Here is a 23,163-nt window from a genome sequence, read left to right as displayed (position 1 = left end):
ATTAGGCTACCTTGCTACATCAAGCTTTTGACGTAGGCGTCAATGTCGCTGATATATTTCTCTGTGCCGGGGGCATCCTTCTCACGAATGAGATGCTCCAGCGTTTCACATAACTGCTTGCCGGGTACCAGATTAAGCATGGCAAACACCCCTTTGAGGCGATGCGCCGTCTGCGCCAGCGCGGCAAAATCTTTTGTCGCTGATTCAGTATACAACCGCTTAACATCATCCGGAACCGTATCAACAAACAGCGCATAATAACCGCTGGCATGGAGCTCGGCGTTTTCATTTACACCCGAAGGTGTTCCCAGTAACTCTCCGTGTGCCAGTTGTTCTTCTATAAGTTGCAGCACGGCTTCCTGCATGGCATTACTGATATTGAAGTTGACCCGCAGCTGACCGGGGCCAATTTTGCGGACACCGGGCTCATCATCGCTTAAAAGCAAGCCTGGCGCAGTAAGATTAGACGGATTATCTGTCAAAAACAGATCATATTCTTGACTTGTAAGGCGCTCATCTGGGGAAATACAGCTCGCCCCCCAGTTTTCCAGTTGTCTGACCACGACGCTGCGTACTTCGCTGGAGGTAATGTCTATCATCGCGACGACCTCATCAAGCAGCTTCTCTTCTTCTTCAACTTCCTGCTCCCGTGGCGCCATTTTTACATGCAGCGAGTAACGGGTTCCCAGGGATTCGCGGGCTTTAATGTTCAGATGGCCACCAAGCTTACGCGCCAGCTGATCGCTCAGCCAGAAGGTGAGGGCATTGGCCTTGCCAAATCGGTCTTCCTGGGTCTCGTTGAGGAACGGGAAATGCAGATTGTCGATTTCGCTGTTCGAGACGCCGTTACCGGTATCCAGGATGCGGAAGGTCAGCCGATCTTCGGCGGATTCATCTTCCGACACCTCAAGCGTGATTTTGCCGATCTGGGTGGTGGTCACGGAGTACTGAATCAGCAGCAGCAGGATGCGTTTGAGCGCTTCACGATCGCCATGACGCTGCTCGCTGGCTGCCAGATGGTTGTTGATGAGCAGCTGTAACCCTTTGCGTTTAATAACCGGCAACACTTCCGGCACCACTTCGTCAATTAAATCCTGGATAGAGAACAGGGCCGAAGTGCCTTTCCAGCCTTCGCCTTCCAACATATTAGCCAGTTGGATTTCATCAATCAGACGCACGAGGGTATCAGCGTGCTGGGCGAGTCGTTGGTTCTCGACCCCGGTCAGCGCGGCGGCTTCTTCTGCCAGCGTAACGGCCGGTTGTTTCAGCGCATCACCCATGTTTTTCATTAACGCGATGCGACCCTGCTGGTTTTTCTCGTACAGACGCTGCGCCTGTTTGAGCTTTTTGTTCACCAGCACTTCTTTATCCTGGTCGCGGATAATGAAAATCTGGGTGCGCGGGGCCACCTGGCTGCGGAACTGACGTATTTCGTAAAGCTCATTATTAATGGTCGCCTGAATGACACCCTGATGCTGGTCCGCCATGCTGGTGATGTTTTGCAAATTCAGGTGCGGGAGCAGGTGGTCAGCGATTTTGTTGCTGATAACGGTGCGATTAGACTCCTGGTCATGTACCAGCAGTCCAAGCGGCAGGACCGAGACAATCTCTTCATTAATTGCTTTCAGCACGCGCAGTTCGTTGTTCGCCGACGCCGGTGAGGCAATATCGGTCTGACGGCGACCGGAATAATGGCGGAAGGTGTTATAGCCGAACAGCGCCAGCGCCAGCAGACCAATGTTGAGCAGCAGCGGCAGCAAAATGTTCTGCAGCGTATCGAGTAGCAGTGAACCGAACGGCACCTGCCACACCAGGCGCATCCCCGTCGAATTTAACGAAGACGCAATCTCAATACGCGAGCTGTTGAAATTAATACTCACGCTGTCGGCGGCTTCTTTATCCTGGCTACGCAGATTCTTTTGCGACGGGTCTGGCTCCAGGCGGAAGCTATCGAGCGTCATACCCGGTGGAATGAGATCGTTAATCGGTAAGTCGAATGCCACCACGGTAGCAAGATGACCCGGCTGATTGAAGGTGGTACGCAGGGTAAAGTAGTGCCCGTTTTGCCAGGCGAGTCGGCGCAGGGAAGAAAAGGTTTCGCGTTCATCCAGCGTATTGGCCTGCTGAAGCATTTCTGCCCGGCGAGAGTCGACAATGCTCCCGACGCTGGACTCTTTGAATCCAGCGGATAAATCTTTTAGCGGCAGGGTAGAGATAAGGATCAGGCTGTTGTCCTGACCATTAAGGTAGTACATCGACCACGGAACGGTTTCGGCGCCCCATAGCGTATCGAGATAGTTCGACATTTTCTGCGTCATGTCGAGAGTCGCCCCATCGTGGGAGCCGAAGATCAGCGCTTCCGTTTTACGACGGGGTTTTTCCAGGTAGTAAACATCTTGCTTCAGACGCGTTTCCTGCAAGCCATCACCGCCAGACGATGCGGTGGCCGAGGCAGCGATGTTGTCATAAATCTGCCAGGTAGCGTAGCGCCAGGTGTCGATGCGTTTGTGGATTGCATGGGTCATATCAACAATCTGATAGCTTTTGTCCTTAAGCCAGGCGTTCACTGCGCTTTGGATCATTACCCCCATCGTGACTAACAGCACCACGATTAGCAGCAGAAAGAAACGGTTAATGCTCCCAGGGATAAGGGAAAACTTGGTTGAGAAAGTCGTGTCGGAATGACTCATTCGTGTGTGTAATCCAGTTTGTCAAGGCTACGCCAGCAGGCAGTATAAAGGGTAATGCGCTAATTTCCACATTATCGGGGTCTTTGCTGCCTTTCTGAGCAATCTCCACACACGCTACACAAAGATGTACATGGTTACATTTTCTGTACAAATATTTACGCCCGGAGGCATGAGAATAGCACGAAATAACAAGAGATTATTTGATCTCTAGTGCGTTCAGGGGATTTTGCCAGCAAGGATGATTACTTAATAGTCATTATAATTTCAGGAGGGTAGTACAAAAGTAATTTTGTTACGTAAAGAAAGGTAAAAAAAACCGGATGCGAAGCACCCGGTAGAAATATGAGTAAACAGACATTCAGAACTGAATGACGGTAATAAATAAAGTTAATGATGATAGCGCTGATTATTTTAGAGATTGTCGACGATTTTGTTTTGTCATTCAGTGCTATACCAGAATACGATAACAATTAATTGATTTAATTGTGTTTTTTATTGCATTTGATTTTTGGAGCTATATTTTTTAGCTTTTCGTGGCATGAAAAAGTTCCGTTGAATTTACATATTGAAACATCTTGCGCGTAGTTTGAAACATCTTAAAAGTTCTCGTATCATTTTCTTGTTGGATATTTCTGTATTTTGCAGCACAATGGGTTTGCCGACTGATTGAGGGTTAATCAGTAAGCAGTGGCATATAAAAAGGCATATAACAGAGGGTTAATAACATGAAAGTTAAAGTACTGTCCCTCCTGGTACCAGCTCTGCTGGTAGCAGGCGCAGCAAATGCGGCTGAAATTTATAACAAAGACGGCAACAAATTAGATCTGTACGGTAAAGTAGACGGCCTGCACTATTTCTCTGATGACAAGAATGCAGACGGCGACCAGTCCTACATTCGTCTGGGTTTCAAAGGCGAAACTCAGGTTAATGACCAAATCACCGGTTACGGCCAGTGGGAATACAACGTTCAGGCGAACAACGTAGAAGGTTCTTCCGATCAGGCATGGACCCGTGTTGCTTTCGCAGGTATCCGTGTTAAAGATGCAGGTTCCTTCGACTACGGTCGTAACTACGGCGTTGTTTACGACGTAACGTCCTGGACTGACGTTCTGCCAGAATTCGGCGGCGACACCTACGGTTCTGACAACTTCATGCAGCAGCGTGGTAACGGCTACGCGACCTACCGTAACACCGACTTCTTCGGTCTGGTTGATGGCCTGAACTTTGCTATCCAGTACCAGGGTAAAAACGGTAGCGCAAGCGGCGAAGGCGCAACTGCCAACGGCCGTGGCGCACTGAAGCAGAATGGCGACGGCGTCGGCGGTTCTGTAACTTACGATCTGGGCGAAGGCTTCGGTATCGGTGGTGCAGTATCCAGCTCCAAACGTACTACCGATCAGAACGACGCATTTGCTGGCGCAAATGGCATTGTTTATGGTGAAGGCGATCGCGCTGAAACCTACACCGGTGGCCTGAAATATGACGCGAACAACATCTACCTGGCAACTCAGTACACTCAGACTTACAACGCGACCCGCATTGGTTCCCTGGGTTGGGCTAACAAAGCTCAAAACTTCGAAATGGTTGCTCAGTACCAGTTCGACTTCGGTCTGCGTCCGTCCGTTTCTTACCTGCAATCTAAAGGTAAGGACATCGAGAATGGTTACGGCGACCAGGATCTGGTTAAATACGTTGATGTTGGCGCGACTTACTACTTCAACAAAAACATGTCTACCTACGTTGATTACAAAATCAACCTGCTGGACGAAAACGACTTCACCCGTAACGCTGGCATCTCTACCGATGACATCGTAGCTCTGGGTCTGGTTTACCAGTTCTAATCGACTGTTAAGCTGAAAAGGGTCCTTCGGGACCCTTTTTTTATCCCCTGTTTACGTTGATTGGTGTACCCTTGCGCGCAAACATGAGGGGCATTATTTATGGATATCAATTTCTTCCGCGCGGCACTGATGGCCGTCGCTCTCGTCATTTCTGGCTGCGATAACAGCACACCCACTCCCACCGCGCAAAAAGCGTCAGTCACCGTGCTTGAAGGCAAGACGATGGGGACGTTCTGGCGCGTTAGCGTCATTAATCTGGATAACGACAAAGCCAGCGCACTGCGCCAGAAAGTACAAAGCAAGCTGGACGGGGACGATCAGCTGCTCTCCACGTGGAAAAATGATTCCGCGTTGATGCGTTTCAACCGCGCGACCAGTACCGCGCCGTGGCCGGTCAGCGAAGCGATGGCGGATATCGTCACCGAATCGTTACGTATCGGGGCGAAAACGCAGGGGGCGATGGACATCACCGTTGGGCCGCTGGTCAATTTATGGGGATTTGGCCCGGATAAACAGCCGGTAAAAACCCCGACTCAGGCGCAGATCGATCAGGCCAAAGCCCGCACCGGGCTGCAACATCTGAGGGTGATTAACCAGTCCGGCAGCCAGTACCTGCAAAAAGATCTGCCCGATCTGTACGTCGATCTCTCTACCGTCGGTGAAGGTTATGCCGCCGATCATCTGGCACGCTTAATGGAGCAGGAAGGGATTGCACGCTATCTGGTTTCGGTTGGCGGCGCACTGGCAAGCCGTGGCATGAATGCCGATGGACAGCCATGGCGCGTGGCTATTCAGAAGCCGACCGACCAGGAAAACGCGGTGCAGGCGATTGTGGATATCAACGGCCACGGCATCAGTACCTCGGGCAGCTATCGCAACTATTATGAGCTGGACGGGAAGCGTATTTCCCACGTTATCGATCCGCAAACCGGGACACCTATCCAGCATAAACTGGTGTCGGTGACGGTCATCTCTCCCACGGCGCTGGAAGCAGACGGCTGGGATACAGGGTTAATGGTATTGGGCCCGGAGAAGGCAAAAGAAGTGGTGCGCGAGCAGGGGCTGGCGGTGTATATGATAATTAAAGACGGCGAAGGTTTTAAAACCTGGATGTCACCGCAGTTCGAAACCTTCCTGGTGAACGGAAAAAATTAAAAAGCAAGAATGGCGGTTTTTTTAGCTGCCTTCCGCGCCAGACTCAGGCTACCCTAAATAAAGAGCCGGAGTTTGTATGAAACCTAATCCCATCCTACATGACGAGTCCCGCTGGCAGGCGGTGCTCGACAGAGATGCCCATGCCGACGGTCAGTTCGTTTTTGCGGTGCTGACCACCGGCATCTTTTGCCGTCCGTCCTGTCGGGCGCGCCACCCCCTGCGTCAGAATGTCCGCTTTTATGCCGATGCCAGCGCCGCCCAGGCCGCGGGTTTTCGTGCATGCAAACGCTGTCAGCCGGATAAAACCGACCCACAGCAACAACGCACCGATAAAGTCACCGAAGCCTGCCGTCTGCTCGAGCAGGAACGTACCCTGACGCTGGACGAACTGGCGCAGGCGGTGGCGGTCAGTCCGTATCATTTCCATCGCTTATTCAAATCCGTAACCGGGATGACGCCCCGCGCCTGGCAGCAGGCCTGGCGTGCCCGTAAGCTGCGGGAGACGTTGGTCGCCAGTGAAACGGTGACCGATGCGGTGCTGGCTGCCGGTTTTCCTGCCAGCAGCAGCTATTATCGTCAGGCGGACAGTACGCTGGGCATGACCGCCAGACAGTTTCGTCGCGGTGGCGATACTCAGCGGGTGCGGTTCACCCTACAATCCTGCGTGCTCGGGCGCTGTCTGGTGGCAGCCAGCTCCCGTGGGATTTGTGCCGTGTTACCGGGCGATAGTGACGCGGCGCTGATCGCTGAGCTGGCGCAGATTTTCCCCAACGCACAGCGCGAAGAGGCGGATGATGCGTTCCAACAGCAGGTGGCGCAGGTGATTGCATTGCTGGACGGGCAGCGCTCGACCCTGCAACTACCGCTGGATATTCGCGGCACGGCCTTTCAACAACAGGTCTGGCAGGCGCTGCGTGATATTCCCGTGGGGGAAACGCGCAGCTATCAGCAGGTGGCAGACAGTATCCATAAACCCAAAGCGGCTCGCGCGGTGGCCAATGCCTGCGCGGCCAATACCCTGGCGCTGGTAATCCCGTGTCATCGGGTGGTCCGGCAAAGTGGGGCGCTGTCGGGCTATCGCTGGGGCGAGGCGCGTAAAGCCGAATTGCTCAAGCGCGAAGCGAAACAGGAACCTTAACGATGCTCGATTTATTTGCTGATACGCCGCCCTGGCAGGAACCGCTGGGGCCAGGGGCGACTATCCTTCGCCGACGCGCGCTGGCCGATGCCGACGCTCTGTTGTCCGGCATTGCAAGCGTGTCAGCGCAATCGCCGTTTCGCCAGATGGTCACCCCCGGCGGCTATACCATGTCGGTGGCGATGACCAACTGCGGAGAGGTGGGCTGGACAACCGATATGCACGGCTATCTGTATGCCGGAGGCGATCCACAAACCGGGCAGCACTGGCCGCCGATGCCGCCGGCCTTTTTGCCGTTCGCCCAGGTCTGCGCCCGTGAAGCCGGATACGATCATTTTCAGCCCGATGCGTGCCTGATAAACCGCTATGCGCCGGGCGCGAAGCTATCGCTGCATCAGGACAAAGATGAAAAGACGCTGCGGGCGCCGATTGTCTCGGTATCACTTGGGCTTCCGGCAGTGTTCCAGTTCGGTGGCCTGAAACGTAACGATCCGCTGCAGCGGGTGCTGCTGGAGCATGGCGACGTGGTGGTATGGGGCGGTGAATCCCGACTGTACTATCACGGCATTCAGCCGCTGAAAGAGGGGCATCATCCGGCGACCGGCGCCTTTCGCTACAACCTGACTTTCCGTCACACCTGAAACAGCAATAAAAATAAGAATTATTCTTGATGTAGCGCCCGAGCCGTTTAAACTGCTGGCTGTTTTGGCTGTCCGGAATGGTTTGTATGCAACTTCTTCTTCTGGTCTGGCGGCAGTACCGCTGGCCCTTTATCGCCGTGATGGCGCTGAGTCTGCTGAGCGCCGTGCTTGGCATTGGCCTGATCGCCTTCATTAACCTGCGCCTGATTGAAAACGTCGATGTCTCACTGGCGGTATTGCCGGAATTTCTCGGCCTGCTGCTGTTGCTGATGGCGGTTACTCTTGGTTCCCAACTGGCGCTAACGATTCTCGGCCACCATTTCGTCTACCGCCTGCGCAGCGAATTTATTAAACGGATCCTCGACACCCATATTGAGCAGGTGGAAAAACTGGGCAGTGCCGCACTGCTCGCCGGATTGACCAGTGACATTCGGAACATCACCATCGCCTTCGTGCGTTTGCCTGAGCTGGTGCAGGGCATCATTCTGACCTTTGGTTCTGCGGCATATCTGTTTTTCCTGTCGGGTAAAATGCTGATGATCACCGCCCTGTGGATGGCGTTGACCATTTGGGGTGGCTTTGTGCTGGTGGCGCGGGTGTATAAGCACATGGCGACCCTGCGCGAAACGGAAGACAAGCTGTATCACGATTATCAGACGGTGCTGGAAGGGCGCAAAGAGTTGACCCTTAATCGCGAGCGTGCGGAGCATATCTTCAATAACCTGTACATTCCGGATGCCAAAGAGTATCGCCATCACATCGTCCGGGCAGATACCTATCATCTCAGCGCGGTGAACTGGTCGAACATTATGATGCTCGGCGCGATTGGGCTGGTCTTCTGGATGGCAAATAGTCTCGGTTGGGCGGATACTAACGTCGCGGCGACGTATTCCCTGACGCTGTTGTTCCTGCGTACGCCGCTGCTCTCTGCCGTGGGCGCATTGCCGACGCTGCTCAGCGCGCAGGTGGCGTTCAACAAGCTCAACACATTTTCACTCGCGCCGTACCGCGCGGCGTTTCCAAAGCCGGAAGCGCATCCGCACTGGCAAACGCTGGAACTGCGCGACGTAGAATTCCACTATCAGGATAAAACGTTCGCCGTCGGGCCGATAAATCTGACCCTCAAACGCGGGGAACTGGTGTTCCTGATTGGCGGCAACGGCAGCGGGAAATCGACCCTGGCGATGCTGCTTACCGGGCTGTATCAGCCGGTGTCCGGACAAATCCTGCTCGACGGACAACCGTTGTCAGTGGAAAAACCGGAAGATTATCGTAAGCTTTTCTCGGCGGTGTTTACCGATGTCTGGCTGTTCGACCGACTGCTGGGTCCGGATGGGCAGCAGGCGAAGCCGGAGCTGATTGCCAAATGGCTTGAACATCTGAAAATGGGCCACAAGCTGCAGCTGGATAACGGTAAAATACTCGACCTCAAGCTGTCGAAAGGGCAGAAAAAACGCGTGGCGCTGCTGCTGGCGCTGGCGGAAGAGCGAGATATTATTTTGCTCGATGAGTGGGCTGCCGATCAGGACCCGCATTTCCGTCGCGAGTTTTACCAGGTGCTGCTGCCGCTGATGCAGGAGATGGGCAAAACCGTCTTCGCCATCAGCCACGATGACCATTACTTCATTCATGCCGATCGCCTGCTGGAAATGCGTAACGGCAAGCTCAGCGAGCTGACAGGCGACGAGCGCGATGCGGCTTCCCGCGACGCGGTGGCCCGTACTGCCTAAGGATTGCCAACCGATGTCCCTGTTTCATAAAAACAGCGCCAGACTCCGCGACCAGGAACGTGCGCGCCTGATCTGGCTGTTGACCACCGATAAAGCCATCACCTCGGCGTTGACCAACAAACTGACCCTGGTCGAACAATATGACGCCGGGAAGCTGGCGGATGACATCGCGGAAGTCGGCGCGCTGGTGGCGCATCTGCCCGCGCCCGATCTGGCCGATACCCTTGAGGCGCTGCCTTCCGATGCACGCCATGCGCTCTGGGGTCTGGTGGAAGACAGCAAGCGCGGCAACGTGCTGCTGGAGGCCTCGGAAAGCGTCTATGAAGATTTGATTGAGGGCATGAGTGACAAAGCGCTGTTGGATGCGCTTGACGCCCTCGATATCGATGAAAAAATCTATCTCGTTCAGCACCTTCCCCGTAACCTGACCGGCCGCCTGCTGGCCACCCTTCCGGCGGAAGAACGCGCCCGCGTCCGTCAGGTGATGAATTACGCCCCTGACAGCGTGGGGGCGATCATGGAGTTCGAGGTGATCGTCATTCGCCCGGACGTCACGCTCGGGGCGGTACAACGCTATCTGCGGCGGTTGGGGAAAATGCCGGGTAACACCGACAAACTGTTTGTCACCACCCGCGACAAAACGCTGTTGGGTGAACTGGCGTTGCAAACTATTCTCCTCAACCCGGCACAACGCCGGGTTAACGAGGTCATGGAGGCGGAGCCGGTCACCTTCCATCCGGAAGAAGATGCGGAAAAAGTTGCGCGTACTTTTGAACGTGATGACTTACTCAGCGCCGCAGTGATTGATGCCGAAGGCAAACTGCTCGGGCGTCTGACCATCGATGAGATTGTTGATGTGGTCTACGAAGAGACCGATAACGATATTCGCCAGATGAGCGGCCTGAGCAACGAGCAGGATGTCTTCGCCCCGGTCAGCAAAGCGGTAAAAACGCGCTGGGGCTGGCTGGCCGTCAATCTTTGCACCGCGTTTATTGCTTCCCGGGTGATTGATGGCTTCGAGCACACCATCTCACAGCTGGTGGCGCTGGCTTCGCTGATGCCGATTGTCGCGGGTATCGGCGGTAACACCGGCAATCAGACCATAACCATGATCGTCCGTGCTCTGGCACTACAGCACATTCAGCCGGGGAACTTTTCGTTCCTGATCCTGCGTGAAATGGGCGTGGCGCTGATTAACGGCCTGGTGTGGGGCGGGATTATGGGCGGAGTGACCTGGTGGCTGTATGACGATCCTCAGCTGGGCGGGGTAATGATGCTGGCGATGGTGCTCAACCTGCTGGTGGCGTCGCTGATGGGCGTGCTTATCCCGATGATCATGACCAAGTTAGGACGCGATCCGGCAGTCGGTTCCAGCGTGATGATCACCGCCATCACCGACACCGGCGGATTCTTTATTTTTCTGGGTCTGGCGACGATATTTCTGCTTTAGCCGCGTGATGGCGGCGAATGCGTTTCGGGATAAGCACCATCGCCACAATCCCGGCCAGCACACCAATCGCCAGGTTGCCGGTACTGACGGTGGCAGCCACCGTCACCAGCATCACCAGCGTGACTGACCACGGCGTCTGTTTTAGCGTCGTGGGTTGAATGCTATGCCAGCTAAAGGTTTTCACCGCCACAATCGCCATGATCCCGGCCAGTACCGCCATCGGAATTTTGGCCATCACGTTACTCAACCCGGTTACCAGCAGTAACAGCACCAGCCCGGCTACCAGGGTGGAAACACGGCTGCGGCCTTTACCCATCTCAACGTTAACGATGGTCTGACCGATCATCGCACATCCGGCAATCCCGCCGTAGAATCCCGAAAGAATGTTAGCGATACCGAGCCCGGCGCTTTCCCGCGCTTTATTCGATGGTGTGACGGTGAGATCGTCCACCAGTTTTGCCGTCAGCAGTGATTCCATCAGGCCGACAAAGGCGATGCTTAACGCGCAGGGCCAGATGATTTGCAATGTTTCCAGATTGAGCGGCACCAGCAGCTGGGTGAAGCCCGGTAAACCGCCGGTCATCGACCCTTCATCACCGACGGTCGGAAGGATTTGCCCGCTGAACACGGTGTACAGAGTCAGGAGCACGATAGCAATCAGCGGAGAAGGGATGCTCTTAATCACCCTCGGCGCCCACAGAACAATCAGCAGCGTGGCGGCAAACAGCGCCAGAATAAGCGGGTTTTTACTCCAGAAATGCGGTACCTGAGCGAAGAAAATCAGGATCCCCAGTGCATTCACAAACCCGGTCATTACCGCCTGCGGGATGAAACGCATCAGCTTTGCCATGCCGAATACGCCAAAAGCTATCTGGATGACGCCCGCCATCACTACCGCGGGCAGAATATATGCCACCCCGTGCTGATGCACCATTGGGCCAATCACCAGCGCGACCGAGCCCGCTGCCGCCGTGACCATGGCCGGACGCCCACCTAATACCGACATCGCCAGACACAGCACTACTGAGGCAATCAGGCTGACCTTAGGGTCTACGCCTGCGATCACCGAAAAGGAAATCACTTCCGGAATGAGCGCCAGCGCGGTAATCACCCCCGCCAGCGATTCGCGCAGTAAAAGGGTAGGGGAGCGCACGATGGTCGCGAGCGCACCTTGTTCAGCATTCTTTAAAGATGAAGAGGTATCAGGCATAGAGAGAGTCAGGTTATGGATGACCGGTTTACGATAAGGCGCGCGATGTGCGGCGCGTCACAAAACGGGCGATATTACCGCGTTGCGTCACATTTCGCCAGTACCAATACTCATTTGCGTGACACAATTATTAAACATTTTTATAACAGTTATCAAAACAGAACTTAAATTTTAAACAATATTTAAATCTTTCACCGTCAGTGATAACGTTGATTTCCCCGAATCGTTTCACCTGCGCTAAAACAAAAAACGCGAGTACAGTAAGGCTCATTACGATGACTAAAAAGATGGCCGTACGCAGCTCACAGGCGGTTGGTTTGCATGCTGAACCTCTGGCAGACCACTCCAACTCCCGTAACGAGCATGAGACGGATGTATTGTTGATTGGCGGTGGCATCATGAGCGCCACGCTGGGAACCTGGCTTCAGGAACTGGAGCCAGACTGGTCTATTACCATGGTCGAACGTATGGAAAGCGTCGCCGAGGAAAGCTCCAACGGCTGGAACAACGCCGGTACCGGCCATGCCGCCCTGATGGAACTGAACTACACGCCGCAAAAGGCGGACGGTTCTGTCAGCATCGACAAAGCTATCGAGATTAATGAAGCCTTTCAGATCTCGCGCCAGTTCTGGGCGCACCAGGTCACTCGCGGCGTATTGCAACAGCCGAAAACCTTCATCAACACCGTGCCGCACATGAGTTTTGTGTGGGGCGAAGATAACGTCAATTTCTTGCGCGCCCGCTATGCCGCGCTCCAGCAAAACTCGCTGTTCCAGGGAATGCGTTACTCCGAAGATCTTGAGCAAATCAAAAAATGGGCGCCGCTGGTGATGGAAGGGCGCGACCCGCAGCAGAAAGTGGCCGCGACGCGCACCGAAATTGGCACCGACGTCAACTACGGGGAAATCACCCGCCAACTGATTGCGGGCCTGCGCCGCCACGACAATTTCTCATTGCAGCTCAACACCGTCGTGCGCCGCTTCAAACGTAATGCCGATAATAGCTGGACGGTGACGGTTAGTGACGCTAACGACCGTAAAATTCGCCGCACCATTAGGGCGAAATTTATCTTCATCGGTGCAGGCGGCGCGGCGCTGAAACTGCTGCAACAGACCGGCATTCCACAGGCCAAAGAGTACGCCGGATTCCCGGTAGGTGGTCAGTTCCTGGTGTGTGAAAACCCGGACGTGGTCAATCACCATCTGGCGAAAGTGTACGGTCAGGCATCGGTCGGTGCGCCACCGATGTCGGTCCCGCATATCGACACCCGTATTATCGACGGGAAACGTGCGGTACTGTTCGGACCCTTTGCGACGTTTTCCACCAAATTCCTGAAAAATGGTTCGCTGTGGGACCTTTTAGGTTCAACCAATAAATCGAACATCTTGCCGATGATTAACGTCGGTCTCGATAACTTCGATTTGGTGAAGTATCTGGTCGGTCAGGTGATGCAGAAAGATAAAGACCGTCTGGCGGCGTTGCAGGAATACTATCCGTTGGCGAAGAAAGGCGACTGGCGGCTGTGGCAGGCCGGGCAACGGGTACAAATTATCAAGCGCGATGCAGATAAAGGCGGCGTATTGCGCCTGGGCACCGAAGTGGTCAGCGATGATGAAGGCACCGTGGCGGCGCTGCTCGGCGCATCACCGGGCGCATCTACGGCGGCCCCTATCATGCTGCATTTGCTGGAGCAGGTCTTTAAAGAGAAGGTGACCAGCGCGGCGTGGCAGGAAAAACTGCGTTCGGTGGTGCCGACTTACGGCAGTCGTCTGAGCGGTGACCCGCAGGCGATTCAGCAGACGCTGGCGCATACCAGCGAAGTGTTGGGTCTGCGCTACGAGGCTGAAACGCCGGTCGACCCGGTTCCTGCGCCTCAGTTCACGGCCACCCCGCGAGTGGAACTCAAACCCGTGGCGGACATCGCGCTGTAACTGTAAAAAAGTCCCGGTTTACGGGACTTTTTTGTCTTCAGGCTTAGCGTTTTTCGGCGTTCTGCACGGTGTCTTCCGCTTTCCAGACTCGGTATTTGACGTCGATATTTTCCGGGGTATAAACCACAATCGGCAGCTTGCTGTTGTAGCGTACCATCGCATCGTCACCCAGATATGCCGTCACAAACTTCTCTGTTTTTTTGCCATCCGGGCAGGCCATCATGGTCGACATTGGCGAAGTCACTTTGTCGAATACGTAGTAGTCGTAGCCCCAACCTTCAAGCGTTTTGCTCTCCAGTTCGCCACCCAGGCGGTGCTGATTACAGTCGACTTCCAGCGTTTGACCGATCAGCAGTTCTACTTTGTAGCCAGACTCGTCTTTCTGCTCCGGCAGCGTAATGACCTGACGCTTCATGCCTTTTTCCGCCTGTGGATACGGCGCCACTTTTTCCAGTGGGGTATTGGCCGCGAAGGCGCTGGTGGACACACACGCCAGAGAGAAGACGGCGGCAGCAAATTTGGATGCGTTTTTCACTGTTAATCCTTTTGATCAGTTAGCAACAGGCGGATCGTAACATTCCTGAGCTGAATGATAAGCAGAATTTACCCATATTTTAATAAGTGGCAGTGATATGTTCTGGCAGAGGGAGGTGAGGAAGGGAAAAGAATTCCCTGCGACGAGGCGCGACGCAGGGAAGGGCAGTTATGGTGTGACGATGTTAAACCAGAAGTCGAACTTGTCCATGTAACTCATCAGTTCATCCAGCTTGGCGGCGTTGCCAGTGATTTTCATATCACCGTTCGCTTTCGCCTGCTGCACGGTTTCCTGTTTCAGGATAATACGGTTAAGCGTATCGCGAGACATAGAAATCGTCGTATCAGCATCTTTAGCCTGAGTATTGGCGGTGTGGTTCAGTACGCCATTTTCCAGCTCCAGCTTATATTTGCCTTGCTCGCCGAAGTCGAAGTTAATCAGTGCTTTTGCATTGGCCGCTTTCACGCCGTTCAGGTGAACGCCCATGTAGTCGAAGAACATTTCTGGGGTCATTGCACGGACGGTATCCGGGCTGGCCGTGTTCGGGGTCGCCATCTTCACCACGCCATTACGCAATTCCTGCGCACCGGCGAGATAGAAGTTACGCCACGGACCCGATTCAGCCTGATAGCCTAACTGCTCAAGGGCATCGGCTTCCAGATTCTTCGCATCCTGGTTGGTTGGATCGGCGAATACGACTTTGCTGACCACCTGCGCGACCCAGCGGTAGTTACCCTGCGCATAATCGTTTTTGGCTTTGCTCATGATCTTGTCGGCGCCGCCCATGTACTCCACGAATTTCTTCGCCGCTTCAGTCGGCGGAAGTTCGTCGAGAGTGGCCGGGTTGCCATCGAACCAGCCGAGATAGAACACGTAGGTCGCTTTCACGTTATGGCTGACGGAGCCGTAGTAACCGCGGCTGGCCCAGGTTTTCTCCAGGGTTTCCGGCAGTTTGAAGTTGGCGGCGATCTCATCGCGAGTCAGGCCTTCATTGGCCATACGCAGCGTCTGGTCGTTAATGTAACGGTACATATCACGCTGACCTTTCATCAGCTGGACAATGTTGGCGTTACCCCAGGTTGGCCAGTGGTGCTGGGCGATGATCACCTGCGCATCGTTACCCCAACGCTCGATCGCCGCGTTGATGTATTTAGACCATGCCAGCGGATCGCGGATTTTCGCGCCGCGCAGCGAATAGGTGTTGTGCAGCGTATGCGTGATATCTTCCGCTGCTTCGATCATTTTCTTCTCTTTCACATACCACAGCATTTCAGACGGTGCTTCCGAACCCGGCGCCATCATGAAATCGTAGGTCAGGCCGTCGATAACCTCTTCCTGACCGGTATGGGTAATATAGTTGGTCGGTTGCAGCAGGGTAACTGTCCCGGCGGAGGTGGTGGTACCCAGACCCGCACCTACCTGGCCTTTGGCATCGGCTTTCAGCAGGTTGCCATACATATAGCTGGCGCGACGGCTCATGGCATTACCCGCCATGATGTTTTCGTCAACGGCGGCTTCCATAAAGCCTGCCGGTGCATAAATTTTTACTTTACCGGATTTCACATCGGCTGCGTCAACCACACCGCGTAATCCACCATAGTGATCAACGTGGCTGTGGGTGATAACGATCGCGACTACCGGCTTTTTACCGCGGTTTTTGAAGTACAGATCCAGGCCTTCTTTTGCCGTTTCTTCAGAAATCAGCGGATCGATAACCGTAATACCGTCTTTACCTTCGACGATGGTCATGTTTGACAGGTCAAGATTACGGATTTGGTAAACGCCGTCGGTCACCTGATACAGACCGCCGATATTAATCAGCTGAGACTGACGCCACAGGCTTGGATTCACTGTAGCCGGCGCCCGTTCACCTTCTTTAACGAACGCGTACTTTGCCGGATCCCAGATGACGTTGCCTTTTTCACCTTTAATGATGTTCTGCGGCAGTGGCGCAATAAAGCCTTTATGCGCATTGGCGAAATCGGTGCGATCGGCAAAAGGTAATTTCTGATACAGCGCGTTATTCGCCTGAATTGTGGCGCTGGTCGCCTCTTTAGGCATGACATTCGCCAGCGCAGGAACGGACAATGATGTCAGCATTCCTGCAATGGCTAACTGCATCGCTATTTTATTGAGTTTCATTAAATGGCCTCTTAGGGATTGTGCCAGAATTGATTTTTGAGATAATCGGGACTGTCGAAAAGATATTCATTAGTTTATGGGGGGATGTTAGATATGACTAGTCCCATATGGGAGTTGCGGATATCTCAGCAGATGAATGCTGCTATAATAAATAAATGAGCAGAGAAATTTAAAAATAATAAAAGAGGCGCTACGTGGATTTTTCGCAATTACACAGCTACTACCGAACGCTCAACATTGATAGTCATCTGTCTGATATTACAGAGAAAGGTGAGCGATTTGTGTTTCCGGTTAGTCATAAGCTTGAGCTGGAATCCGGGTACATCTATTTTATTGTTGAAGGCTCTTTAGCCATATCGGCAACCGGTAATGGTTTAATTGTGGGGAACGCCATTGAATATATGCCGATTGGATTGATGGAACGTTATTGCCCATTGGTCAATTTTGAATATACCAGTATGACGCCGCTGGTGGTGATTAAATTAGCCGAGGCAGATTTCGATCGAATTTTTATTCACTCAGGCCCGGAGCGCGTCATTGAGCTGACCAAAATACTTATCTACATGACCATCTTTAGTCTCGACCTGCACGTCGAGCGAAAGCAGTTGACCAGCTATCAAACCATCAAACCGATGCTGTTTCGTTATCTGTATCGCAGCCAGACTCACAAGCACGAACGGGAAGGGCTGGCGGCGTTTATCATACGGCGAACCAATCTGTCGCGCACCCATGTGTTCAGGGTGCTGGCCGACCTGAAAGAGGGCGGCTATATCACCGTTGAAAAAGGCAAACTGGTGTCAATCAACAAGACGCTGCCGGAGGAGTATTAAGGGCGACGTTATGAGCCTGGTGTGGCGTAACCGCCAATGATAAACCATGCCAAAAAAGCGACCGCAACGACAAAACACAGGATAGGGAAGGCGATACCGATGCGCATAAAACCTCGTGTATTAGCAGTGAAAAAAAAGCCAATCGATAAGGATTGGCTTTTTTATTGAATGTTGGTCGGCACGGAGAGATTTGAACTCTCGACCCTCGCCACCCCATGACGATGCGCTACCAGGCTGCGCTACGTGCCGATGCAGAAAAATAATACTACCGTTTTCAACGCCGAATGCAAGACGGTGCTGGTCAGGTGATTGATAAATAACCAATCAGTTGGCGATGAAACGTTTTTCTTCTGTCAGCACCTGCAACAGCAGGCTTAGCTGTGGTTTCCCGTCTTCGACCTTCTGATCGTCGCGATCCCACGTGCGGTAGCTGCCGTTATGGTTGAGCACCACGGTGACCCTCGGCGTGGTGATCGCCAGGTCAGAGTTACTCGCGGCGGTTACCCAATTGTGACGGCGCGGGGCAATAAACAGATCCTGGCCCTGTGAGTATTCATTCGCAGGGGTGTTGACGTGTAACAGGCGCTGCATCAGCGTGGTCATCACGTCTTTATGGTTGGTCAGAGTACTGATTTCTTGCGCCGGGGTGCCCGGCCAGTGAATGACCAGCGGTACCTGAAGCTGTCCGCGTGACCACTCGAATTTGGCACCTGCTTTATCCAGCGGAACGCCGTGCGCTGCGGTGATAATGACTACCGTTTTATCGAGCTTGCCGGAGGCTTTCAGCGCGGTAAGCACGCGCTCAATTTGGTTATCCACATCCGCTGCCGCACGAGCATAACGACGGGTAAAGTTTTGTTTCTGGCTGTCATTCAGGGTCGTGCCGTTGAATGAAATCCAGGAGAACCAGCGGTTATCTTCCTGCGCGTAGCTGCCCAGCCAGTTGATCCATTGGCTGGCGGTGTCCGCATCTTTCTGCGATTTGGACGGTGGCAGAGAGAAGTCTGACAGCAGCGCCTGGCGATACATCGGGCTGCTAAAGCCGTCAGAAGAGAACAGACCAAGTTGATAACCCTGCTGGTTGAGCGCGGAAATCAGCGCGGCAGGCACGCGCGCGGACAGCACGCCGTCCATATAGCTTGGGGAAATCCCGTAGAACAGACCGAAAATACCCGTGTCTGTGGCATTACCGGCACTCATGTGCTGGGTAAAGTTGAGGTTTTGCTGAGCAAAACTGCTCAGCGCAGGCATCTGCTTCTCAAAGCGGGAGTAGTTCAGGCTGTCTACCGTTATGAGCAACACGTTCTGCCCGGTGCCCATATCGCGGTAGCGCAGGTCGCTCAGCGGATACTGGACAGAAACGGCTTCCGGGTCGCCTTGTTCTACCAGACGACGTTGATAATCTTCCGCGTCCAGTAGGCCGTGTTTCTCAAGGAAGCGACGGGCAGTCATCGGATAAGAGAGCGGCAGGTTAGCGCGCTGCATGGTTATCGGACGATAGAAATTAGCATCGGCCCAAATGTACATCACATGGGTTGCGACAAACGCGGTAAACAGGAACCATGCTACCGGGCGCGCATAATGCCGACGACGGGTGAGGCTACGCAGCTTTTGCCAGCTCCAGGTCGCGAACAGCATTTCAATCAGCAGGATAACCGGGACGCTGATGAACATCAGCTGCCAGTCGCGGGCCATCTCGTTCTGATCGGGGTTGATGACCAGTTCCCACACAATTGGATTGAGGTGCAAGTGGAAACGGGTGAAGACTTCGCTGTCGATAAGCAACAGCGTCATGCCGACGGTGGCGAGGATTGCGGACAGGAACCGCATCAGCCGCTGCGACATGACGACAAACGTTAGCGGGAAGAGGATCAGCAGATAACTGGCGAAAACCAGGAAGCTGAAATGTCCGACGAGGCTGATGTACGAGTACACGCGACCCGACAGCGTCGTCGGCCAGTCTGCGACAAACAGATAACGGCTACCGAGAACGGCGGCCAGAAGAATGTTGAACAGGGCAAACCAGTGCCCCCAACTGACCATCTGGGACACTTTTTCTCGGTAGGGCTGACGATGAGTCACCATACTGTTTGTCGTCTTCCTTCGTGCTTAGTGCGCCGGTTTGTCGCTAACAGAAGATTGCAGCGCCTGAGCAAAGGAGCGGGCAATCGCCGAGCGCTGGGCTGGTGCGACGCTTGTGTTAATCAGGTTAGTCACCATATTGCCCAACACCATCAGTGAAAGGTCGGTTGGTGCCTTGTGTTTTTCCAGCACGTTGGCAAGCTCAGTCAGCAGTTGTTCAACGTGTTCATCACTGTAGCGGGAGATTTGCGGCATAAATCCAGAATCTGTTTGTTCATGAAAGGGCAACATATTACCGTAGCAGCAGCTTTTTTTCCGCTTTTTTTCGACTTTACACAGTTGCGTCCGCGGTGGTTGAATACCGCCCGGTCTAAAAGGAGAGTTTAACATGAGTCTGGATATCAACCAGATTGCCCTGCACCAGATGATCAAGCGTGATGAAAATAACCTTGAAGTGGTGCTGCGCGATACCTTGCTGGAGCCGACGGCAACGGTCGAAGAGATGATGGCCGAGCTGCATCGGGTCTACAGCGCGAAGAACAAGGCCTATGGCATGTTCAACGAAGAAAGCGAACTGGCCCAGTCTCTGCGCCTGCATCGACAGGGCGAGGAAGATTTCCTGGCCTTTAGCCGAGCGGCAACCGGACGTCTACGAGACGAATTGGCGAAATACCCGTTTGCTGACGGCGGCATCGTACTGTTCTGCCACTATCGCTATCTGGCGGTCGAGTATTTATTGGTGGCGGTGCTCAACAACCTGAGCAGTATGCGCGTCAATGAGCAGCTGGATATCAGCTCTACGCATTATCTGGACATCAATCATGCCGACATCGTGGCGCGTATTGATCTCACCGAGTGGGAAACCAATCCAGAGTCCAGCCGCTATCTGACTTTCCTGAAAGGGCGAGTTGGCCGCAAAGTGGCCGATTTCTTTATGGATTTCCTGGGCGCCAGCGAAGGGCTGAATGCAAAAGCGCAAAACCGGGGTTTATTGCAGGCCGTTGATGATTTCACCGCCGAAGCGCAGCTCGATAAATCCGAGCGTCAAAACGTGCGTCAGCAGGTCTACACCTACTGCAACGAACAGCTGCAGGCCGGGGAAGAGATCGAACTGGAGTCGCTGTCCAAAGAGCTGTCGGGCGTCAGTGAGGTTAGCTTCCACGAGTTCACGGCGGACAAAGGCTACGAGCTGGAAGAGAGCTTCCCGGCAGACCGAAGCACCCTGCGTCAGCTGACCAAATATGCCGGAAGCGGCGGGGGTCTGACGATCAACTTCGATGCCATGCTGCTCGGTGAGCGTATTTTCTGGGATCCGGCCACGGATACGTTGACCATCAAAGGCACACCGCCGAATCTGCGCGACCAGCTCCAGCGTCGCACCAGCAAATAATGCAGATATAAAAAAACCCCGCCGAGGCGGGGTTTTCTTCAACTTGTCAGCGATTACGCGCGAACGAAGTCGATGTGAGTCAGTTTTGGCTTGAACGGGTGACGCTGAACAGCCTGAACTTTAACTTTTTCTTCTTTACCACCAGCAACAGCGATGGTCAGGACTTCGGTGTAGAAACCTTCTTTAGTCTGCAGGTTCCACACTTTGTCGTGGTCCAGTTCCAGGGCTACTGGGGCAGCGTCGCCACCGTAGACGATTGCCGGGAACAGGTTAGCTGTACGCAGGCGGCGGCTCGCACCCTTACCCTGCTCTTTACGTACTTCTGCGTTTAAAGTAAACATTGAACATCTCTCTATTAGTAATCCTGTTACAGGCGACCCAGCAACAGGCAAATGATCTGCTTTGCACATGCAAAAGCGGGCGGGATTATAGCCCTCAATCCCCTCGGGGGCAATGGAAACTACACCCCAGGCGCGAAGAAACCCTTTGGGCGCGCCAGGCGGGATGCGTTCAGCGCAGTTCATTGGCCCGACGAAAACGGCCTTCATAATCAAAGACTTTTTCACGTACCTGCCAGAACTGCCCTTTCTTACGGGCGACAACAAAATCCGGATGACGAAGCAAAACCTGCTGGGCGAGGATATCCGCCGGGGTTATCCAGCGCAGCGGAATGCCGGGCGTGCGGGTGTGTGGCCGCATAAACAGCTGTTCAAACGCCGTTTTCTGCGCGGGCGTTTGCAGACGGAAGCGCTCACTTACATCCGCCCCGTCTTCATCGTAATAGGTCACTTTCAGCCACGGGCCTTTTTCATCGCCACCGTGTTGAAGCGTCATACCACTACAGCGCAGCACCAGCGCGTCTTTAAGCTTCAGCGCGGCTTTCAGCATATCGTCCGGGTCGACCAGCACCGTGTCACATTCCCGGCAGCGACGGGCGGCAATGTCATTTTCAGCGTTACACTGCGGACAGTTTTTAAAGCGGAAGCGGAAATCACACTGTTCGCGATGGCCATCATCGTCTTCAAACCAGCCCTGACAACGGCGGCCAAAATGTTCAATCAGCGTGCCATCGGCGGTGGTCTTCCCCCAGAAGGTATTGGCGAAGCCGCAGGAAGGGCAGAAAACCTGCACCGGGACGTTGTCACTTTTGCCTTTTGGCGCGCCGACTTCCGGAGCGAACAGATCATGCGGATTACCGGCGTAGTCCAGAATCAGGCAATCGGTCTTACCCGGAGACAGGCGCAGGCCACGACCAACGATTTGCTGATACAGACTAACGGATTCGGTTGGGCGCAGAATCGCAATCAGGTCGACGTGTGGCGCATCAAAGCCAGTGGTCAGCACTGCGACGTTGACCAGAAACCGAAACTGCTGTGCTTTAAAGGCTTCGATCAACCGGTCGCGCTCTGGAGTTGGCGTCTCGCCGGTAATCAGCGCCGCATCCCCGGCGGGTAACAGCCCGGTTATCTCTTTGGCATGCTCGACGGTGGAGGCAAAAATCATCACCCCTTTGCGGTTCTGCGCGAACTCAACAATCTGGCTGATGATGTGCGGCGTCACGCGCTGCTGTTTTTTCAGCTCGTGGTTGAGATCCGCTTCGCTAAACAGGCCATTGCTCTGCACCTGCAGGCGGCTGAAATCATACTGCACCACCGGCATATCAAGCCTTTCCGGCGGCGTCAGGAAGCCGTGCTTGATCATGTAGCGCAGCGGGAGTTCGTAAATACAGTCGCGAAACAGCGCTTTTTCATCGCCGCGCACCATGCCGTGATAATGAAAGCGATAAATCCAGCCTTTGCCAAGACGAAACGGCGTGGCGGTTAGCCCAAGCAAACGTAAGTGAGGGTTTACCTTTTTGAGGTGGCCAAGGATTTGCTGGTACTGGCTGTCATCATCGTCGCTGATGCGATGGCACTCATCGACAATGAGCAGCGAAAACTCGCCCTGGAAATGGTCCAGATTACGCGCCACAGACTGCACGCTGCCAAACACCACTTTGCCGAGGCTCTCTTTGCGCTTCAGCCCGGCGGCATAGATATCGGCTTCAAGCCCCAGCGCCAGGTATTTGGCGTGGTTCTGTGCCACCAGTTCTTTGACGTGAGCAAGTACCAACACACGGCCACGTGCCAGGCGCGCGAGTTCGGCGATAACCAGGCTTTTGCCCGCGCCGGTGGGCAGCACAATTACTGCAGGCTGTTGGTGTTGACGAAAGTGGGAGAGGGTGGCGTCCACCGCTTCCTGCTGATAGGGGCGAAGCGTAAAGGTCATATTTCAGGCGTCATTATTTACACCCCAATAGTATGCCATGAATCTTTTCGCTTGAGTGGCTTAGCAGGGCCGTTATACTTGGACCCTGATATCGCTTCATTTTCGGGCGTCGCCCGACACCGCACTCTTA

General features: G+C 54.0%; 18 protein-coding genes and 1 tRNA gene. 9 read left to right on the top strand and 10 right to left on the bottom strand.

Annotated elements, in window-relative coordinates; all coding sequences use genetic code 11:
* Positions 1–14: 14 nt before the first annotated feature.
* Complete coding sequence (gene rcsD, locus ACG0Z5_RS05900; RefSeq protein ID WP_394446057.1) at positions 15–2,690, bottom strand: phosphotransferase RcsD; 2,676 nt, start codon at positions 2,688–2,690, stop codon at positions 15–17.
* A gap of 725 nt (positions 2,691–3,415) precedes the next feature.
* Here rcsD and ACG0Z5_RS05895 point away from each other — a divergent pair.
* From ACG0Z5_RS05895 to mgtE, 6 genes are all read left to right on the top strand, one after another.
* Positions 3,416–4,531, top strand: a complete 1,116-nt coding sequence (locus tag ACG0Z5_RS05895) for a porin OmpC (protein ID WP_394446056.1) — start codon at positions 3,416–3,418, stop codon at positions 4,529–4,531.
* A gap of 99 nt (positions 4,532–4,630) precedes the next feature.
* Positions 4,631–5,686 carry an FAD:protein FMN transferase ApbE gene (gene apbE, locus ACG0Z5_RS05890; protein ID WP_394446055.1) on the top strand — a complete coding sequence of 352 codons (1,056 nt, stop codon included), beginning with the start codon at positions 4,631–4,633 and terminating at the stop codon, positions 5,684–5,686.
* A 76-nt stretch (positions 5,687–5,762) separates the two neighbouring features.
* The gene (gene ada / locus ACG0Z5_RS05885; protein ID WP_394446053.1) at positions 5,763–6,824 is read left to right on the top strand and encodes a bifunctional DNA-binding transcriptional regulator/O6-methylguanine-DNA methyltransferase Ada; all 1,062 of its coding nucleotides are present in this window, start codon (positions 5,763–5,765) and stop codon (positions 6,822–6,824) included.
* Between the two features lie 2 nt (positions 6,825–6,826).
* Positions 6,827–7,465 carry a DNA oxidative demethylase AlkB gene (gene alkB / locus ACG0Z5_RS05880; protein WP_394446052.1) on the top strand — a complete coding sequence of 213 codons (639 nt, stop codon included), beginning with the start codon at positions 6,827–6,829 and terminating at the stop codon, positions 7,463–7,465.
* A gap of 86 nt (positions 7,466–7,551) precedes the next feature.
* Positions 7,552–9,195, top strand: a complete 1,644-nt coding sequence (locus ACG0Z5_RS05875) for a multidrug ABC transporter permease/ATP-binding protein (RefSeq protein ID WP_394446051.1) — start codon at positions 7,552–7,554, stop codon at positions 9,193–9,195.
* A gap of 13 nt (positions 9,196–9,208) precedes the next feature.
* Complete coding sequence (gene mgtE, locus ACG0Z5_RS05870; RefSeq protein WP_394446049.1) at positions 9,209–10,645, top strand: magnesium transporter; 1,437 nt, start codon at positions 9,209–9,211, stop codon at positions 10,643–10,645.
* Here mgtE and ACG0Z5_RS05865 read toward each other — a convergent pair.
* Positions 10,608–11,855: a SulP family inorganic anion transporter gene (locus ACG0Z5_RS05865; RefSeq protein WP_394446048.1), complete on the bottom strand. Its 1,248-nt coding sequence runs from the start codon at positions 11,853–11,855 to the stop codon at positions 10,608–10,610. The two genes, mgtE and ACG0Z5_RS05865, sit on opposite strands and share 38 nt — an antisense overlap.
* Positions 11,856–12,130: 275 nt before the next feature.
* On the opposite strand from ACG0Z5_RS05865, the gene mqo reads away from it, so the two are divergent.
* Positions 12,131–13,786 (top strand): malate dehydrogenase (quinone), encoded by a 1,656-nt coding sequence (gene mqo / locus ACG0Z5_RS05860; RefSeq protein ID WP_394446047.1) that lies wholly within the window; start codon positions 12,131–12,133, stop codon positions 13,784–13,786.
* A gap of 43 nt (positions 13,787–13,829) precedes the next feature.
* Here mqo and eco read toward each other — a convergent pair whose 3' ends face one another.
* A complete protein-coding gene (gene eco / locus ACG0Z5_RS05855; protein ID WP_394446046.1) occupies positions 13,830–14,321 on the bottom strand; it encodes a serine protease inhibitor ecotin in 492 nt (163 codons plus the stop codon).
* A 168-nt stretch (positions 14,322–14,489) separates the two neighbouring features.
* Positions 14,490–16,463 carry an alkyl/aryl-sulfatase gene (locus ACG0Z5_RS05850; RefSeq protein WP_394446045.1) on the bottom strand — a complete coding sequence of 658 codons (1,974 nt, stop codon included), beginning with the start codon at positions 16,461–16,463 and terminating at the stop codon, positions 14,490–14,492.
* A gap of 194 nt (positions 16,464–16,657) precedes the next feature.
* Here ACG0Z5_RS05850 and ACG0Z5_RS05845 point away from each other — a divergent pair, with 194 nt between their 5' ends.
* Entirely contained in the window at positions 16,658–17,293 is a 636-nt protein-coding gene (locus ACG0Z5_RS05845) for a helix-turn-helix domain-containing protein (RefSeq protein ID WP_394446044.1), read from the top strand.
* An 8-nt stretch (positions 17,294–17,301) separates the two neighbouring features.
* Here the strand turns inward: ACG0Z5_RS05845 and ACG0Z5_RS05840 are convergent, their stop codons facing one another.
* The 4 genes from ACG0Z5_RS05840 to ACG0Z5_RS05825 form a co-directional block, all read right to left on the bottom strand.
* Entirely contained in the window at positions 17,302–17,400 is a 99-nt protein-coding gene (locus ACG0Z5_RS05840; protein ID WP_319628889.1) for a YoaK family small membrane protein, read from the bottom strand.
* 65 nt (positions 17,401–17,465) lie between these two features.
* Positions 17,466–17,542 (bottom strand) — tRNA-Pro (locus ACG0Z5_RS05835).
* Between the two features lie 75 nt (positions 17,543–17,617).
* On the bottom strand, positions 17,618–19,378 hold the full coding sequence (gene yejM / locus ACG0Z5_RS05830) for an LPS biosynthesis-modulating metalloenzyme YejM (RefSeq protein ID WP_394446043.1): 1,761 nt from the start codon (positions 19,376–19,378) through the stop codon (positions 17,618–17,620).
* A gap of 24 nt (positions 19,379–19,402) precedes the next feature.
* Positions 19,403–19,630, bottom strand: a complete 228-nt coding sequence (locus ACG0Z5_RS05825) for a YejL family protein (protein WP_394446042.1) — start codon at positions 19,628–19,630, stop codon at positions 19,403–19,405.
* Positions 19,631–19,763: 133 nt separating this feature from the next.
* Between ACG0Z5_RS05825 and yejK the strand changes: the two genes are divergently transcribed.
* The gene (yejK, locus tag ACG0Z5_RS05820; RefSeq protein ID WP_394446041.1) at positions 19,764–20,765 is read left to right on the top strand and encodes a nucleoid-associated protein YejK; all 1,002 of its coding nucleotides are present in this window, start codon (positions 19,764–19,766) and stop codon (positions 20,763–20,765) included.
* 53 nt (positions 20,766–20,818) lie between these two features.
* Here the strand turns inward: yejK and rplY are convergent, their stop codons facing one another.
* A complete protein-coding gene (gene rplY / locus ACG0Z5_RS05815) occupies positions 20,819–21,106 on the bottom strand; it encodes a 50S ribosomal protein L25 (RefSeq protein WP_319628893.1) in 288 nt (95 codons plus the stop codon).
* Positions 21,107–21,275: 169 nt separating this feature from the next.
* Positions 21,276–23,033, bottom strand: coding sequence for a DEAD/DEAH box helicase (locus ACG0Z5_RS05810; protein ID WP_394446039.1), 1,758 nt, complete (start codon positions 23,031–23,033; stop codon positions 21,276–21,278).
* Positions 23,034–23,163 lie beyond the last annotated feature (130 nt).

The organism is Scandinavium sp. M-37 (assembly GCF_043558715.1).
Lineage (GTDB): Bacteria > Pseudomonadota > Gammaproteobacteria > Enterobacterales > Enterobacteriaceae > Scandinavium > Scandinavium vulneris_A.
Note: the sequence above shows the minus strand (reverse complement) of the source record. Positions and strands in the feature narration are given on the sequence as shown.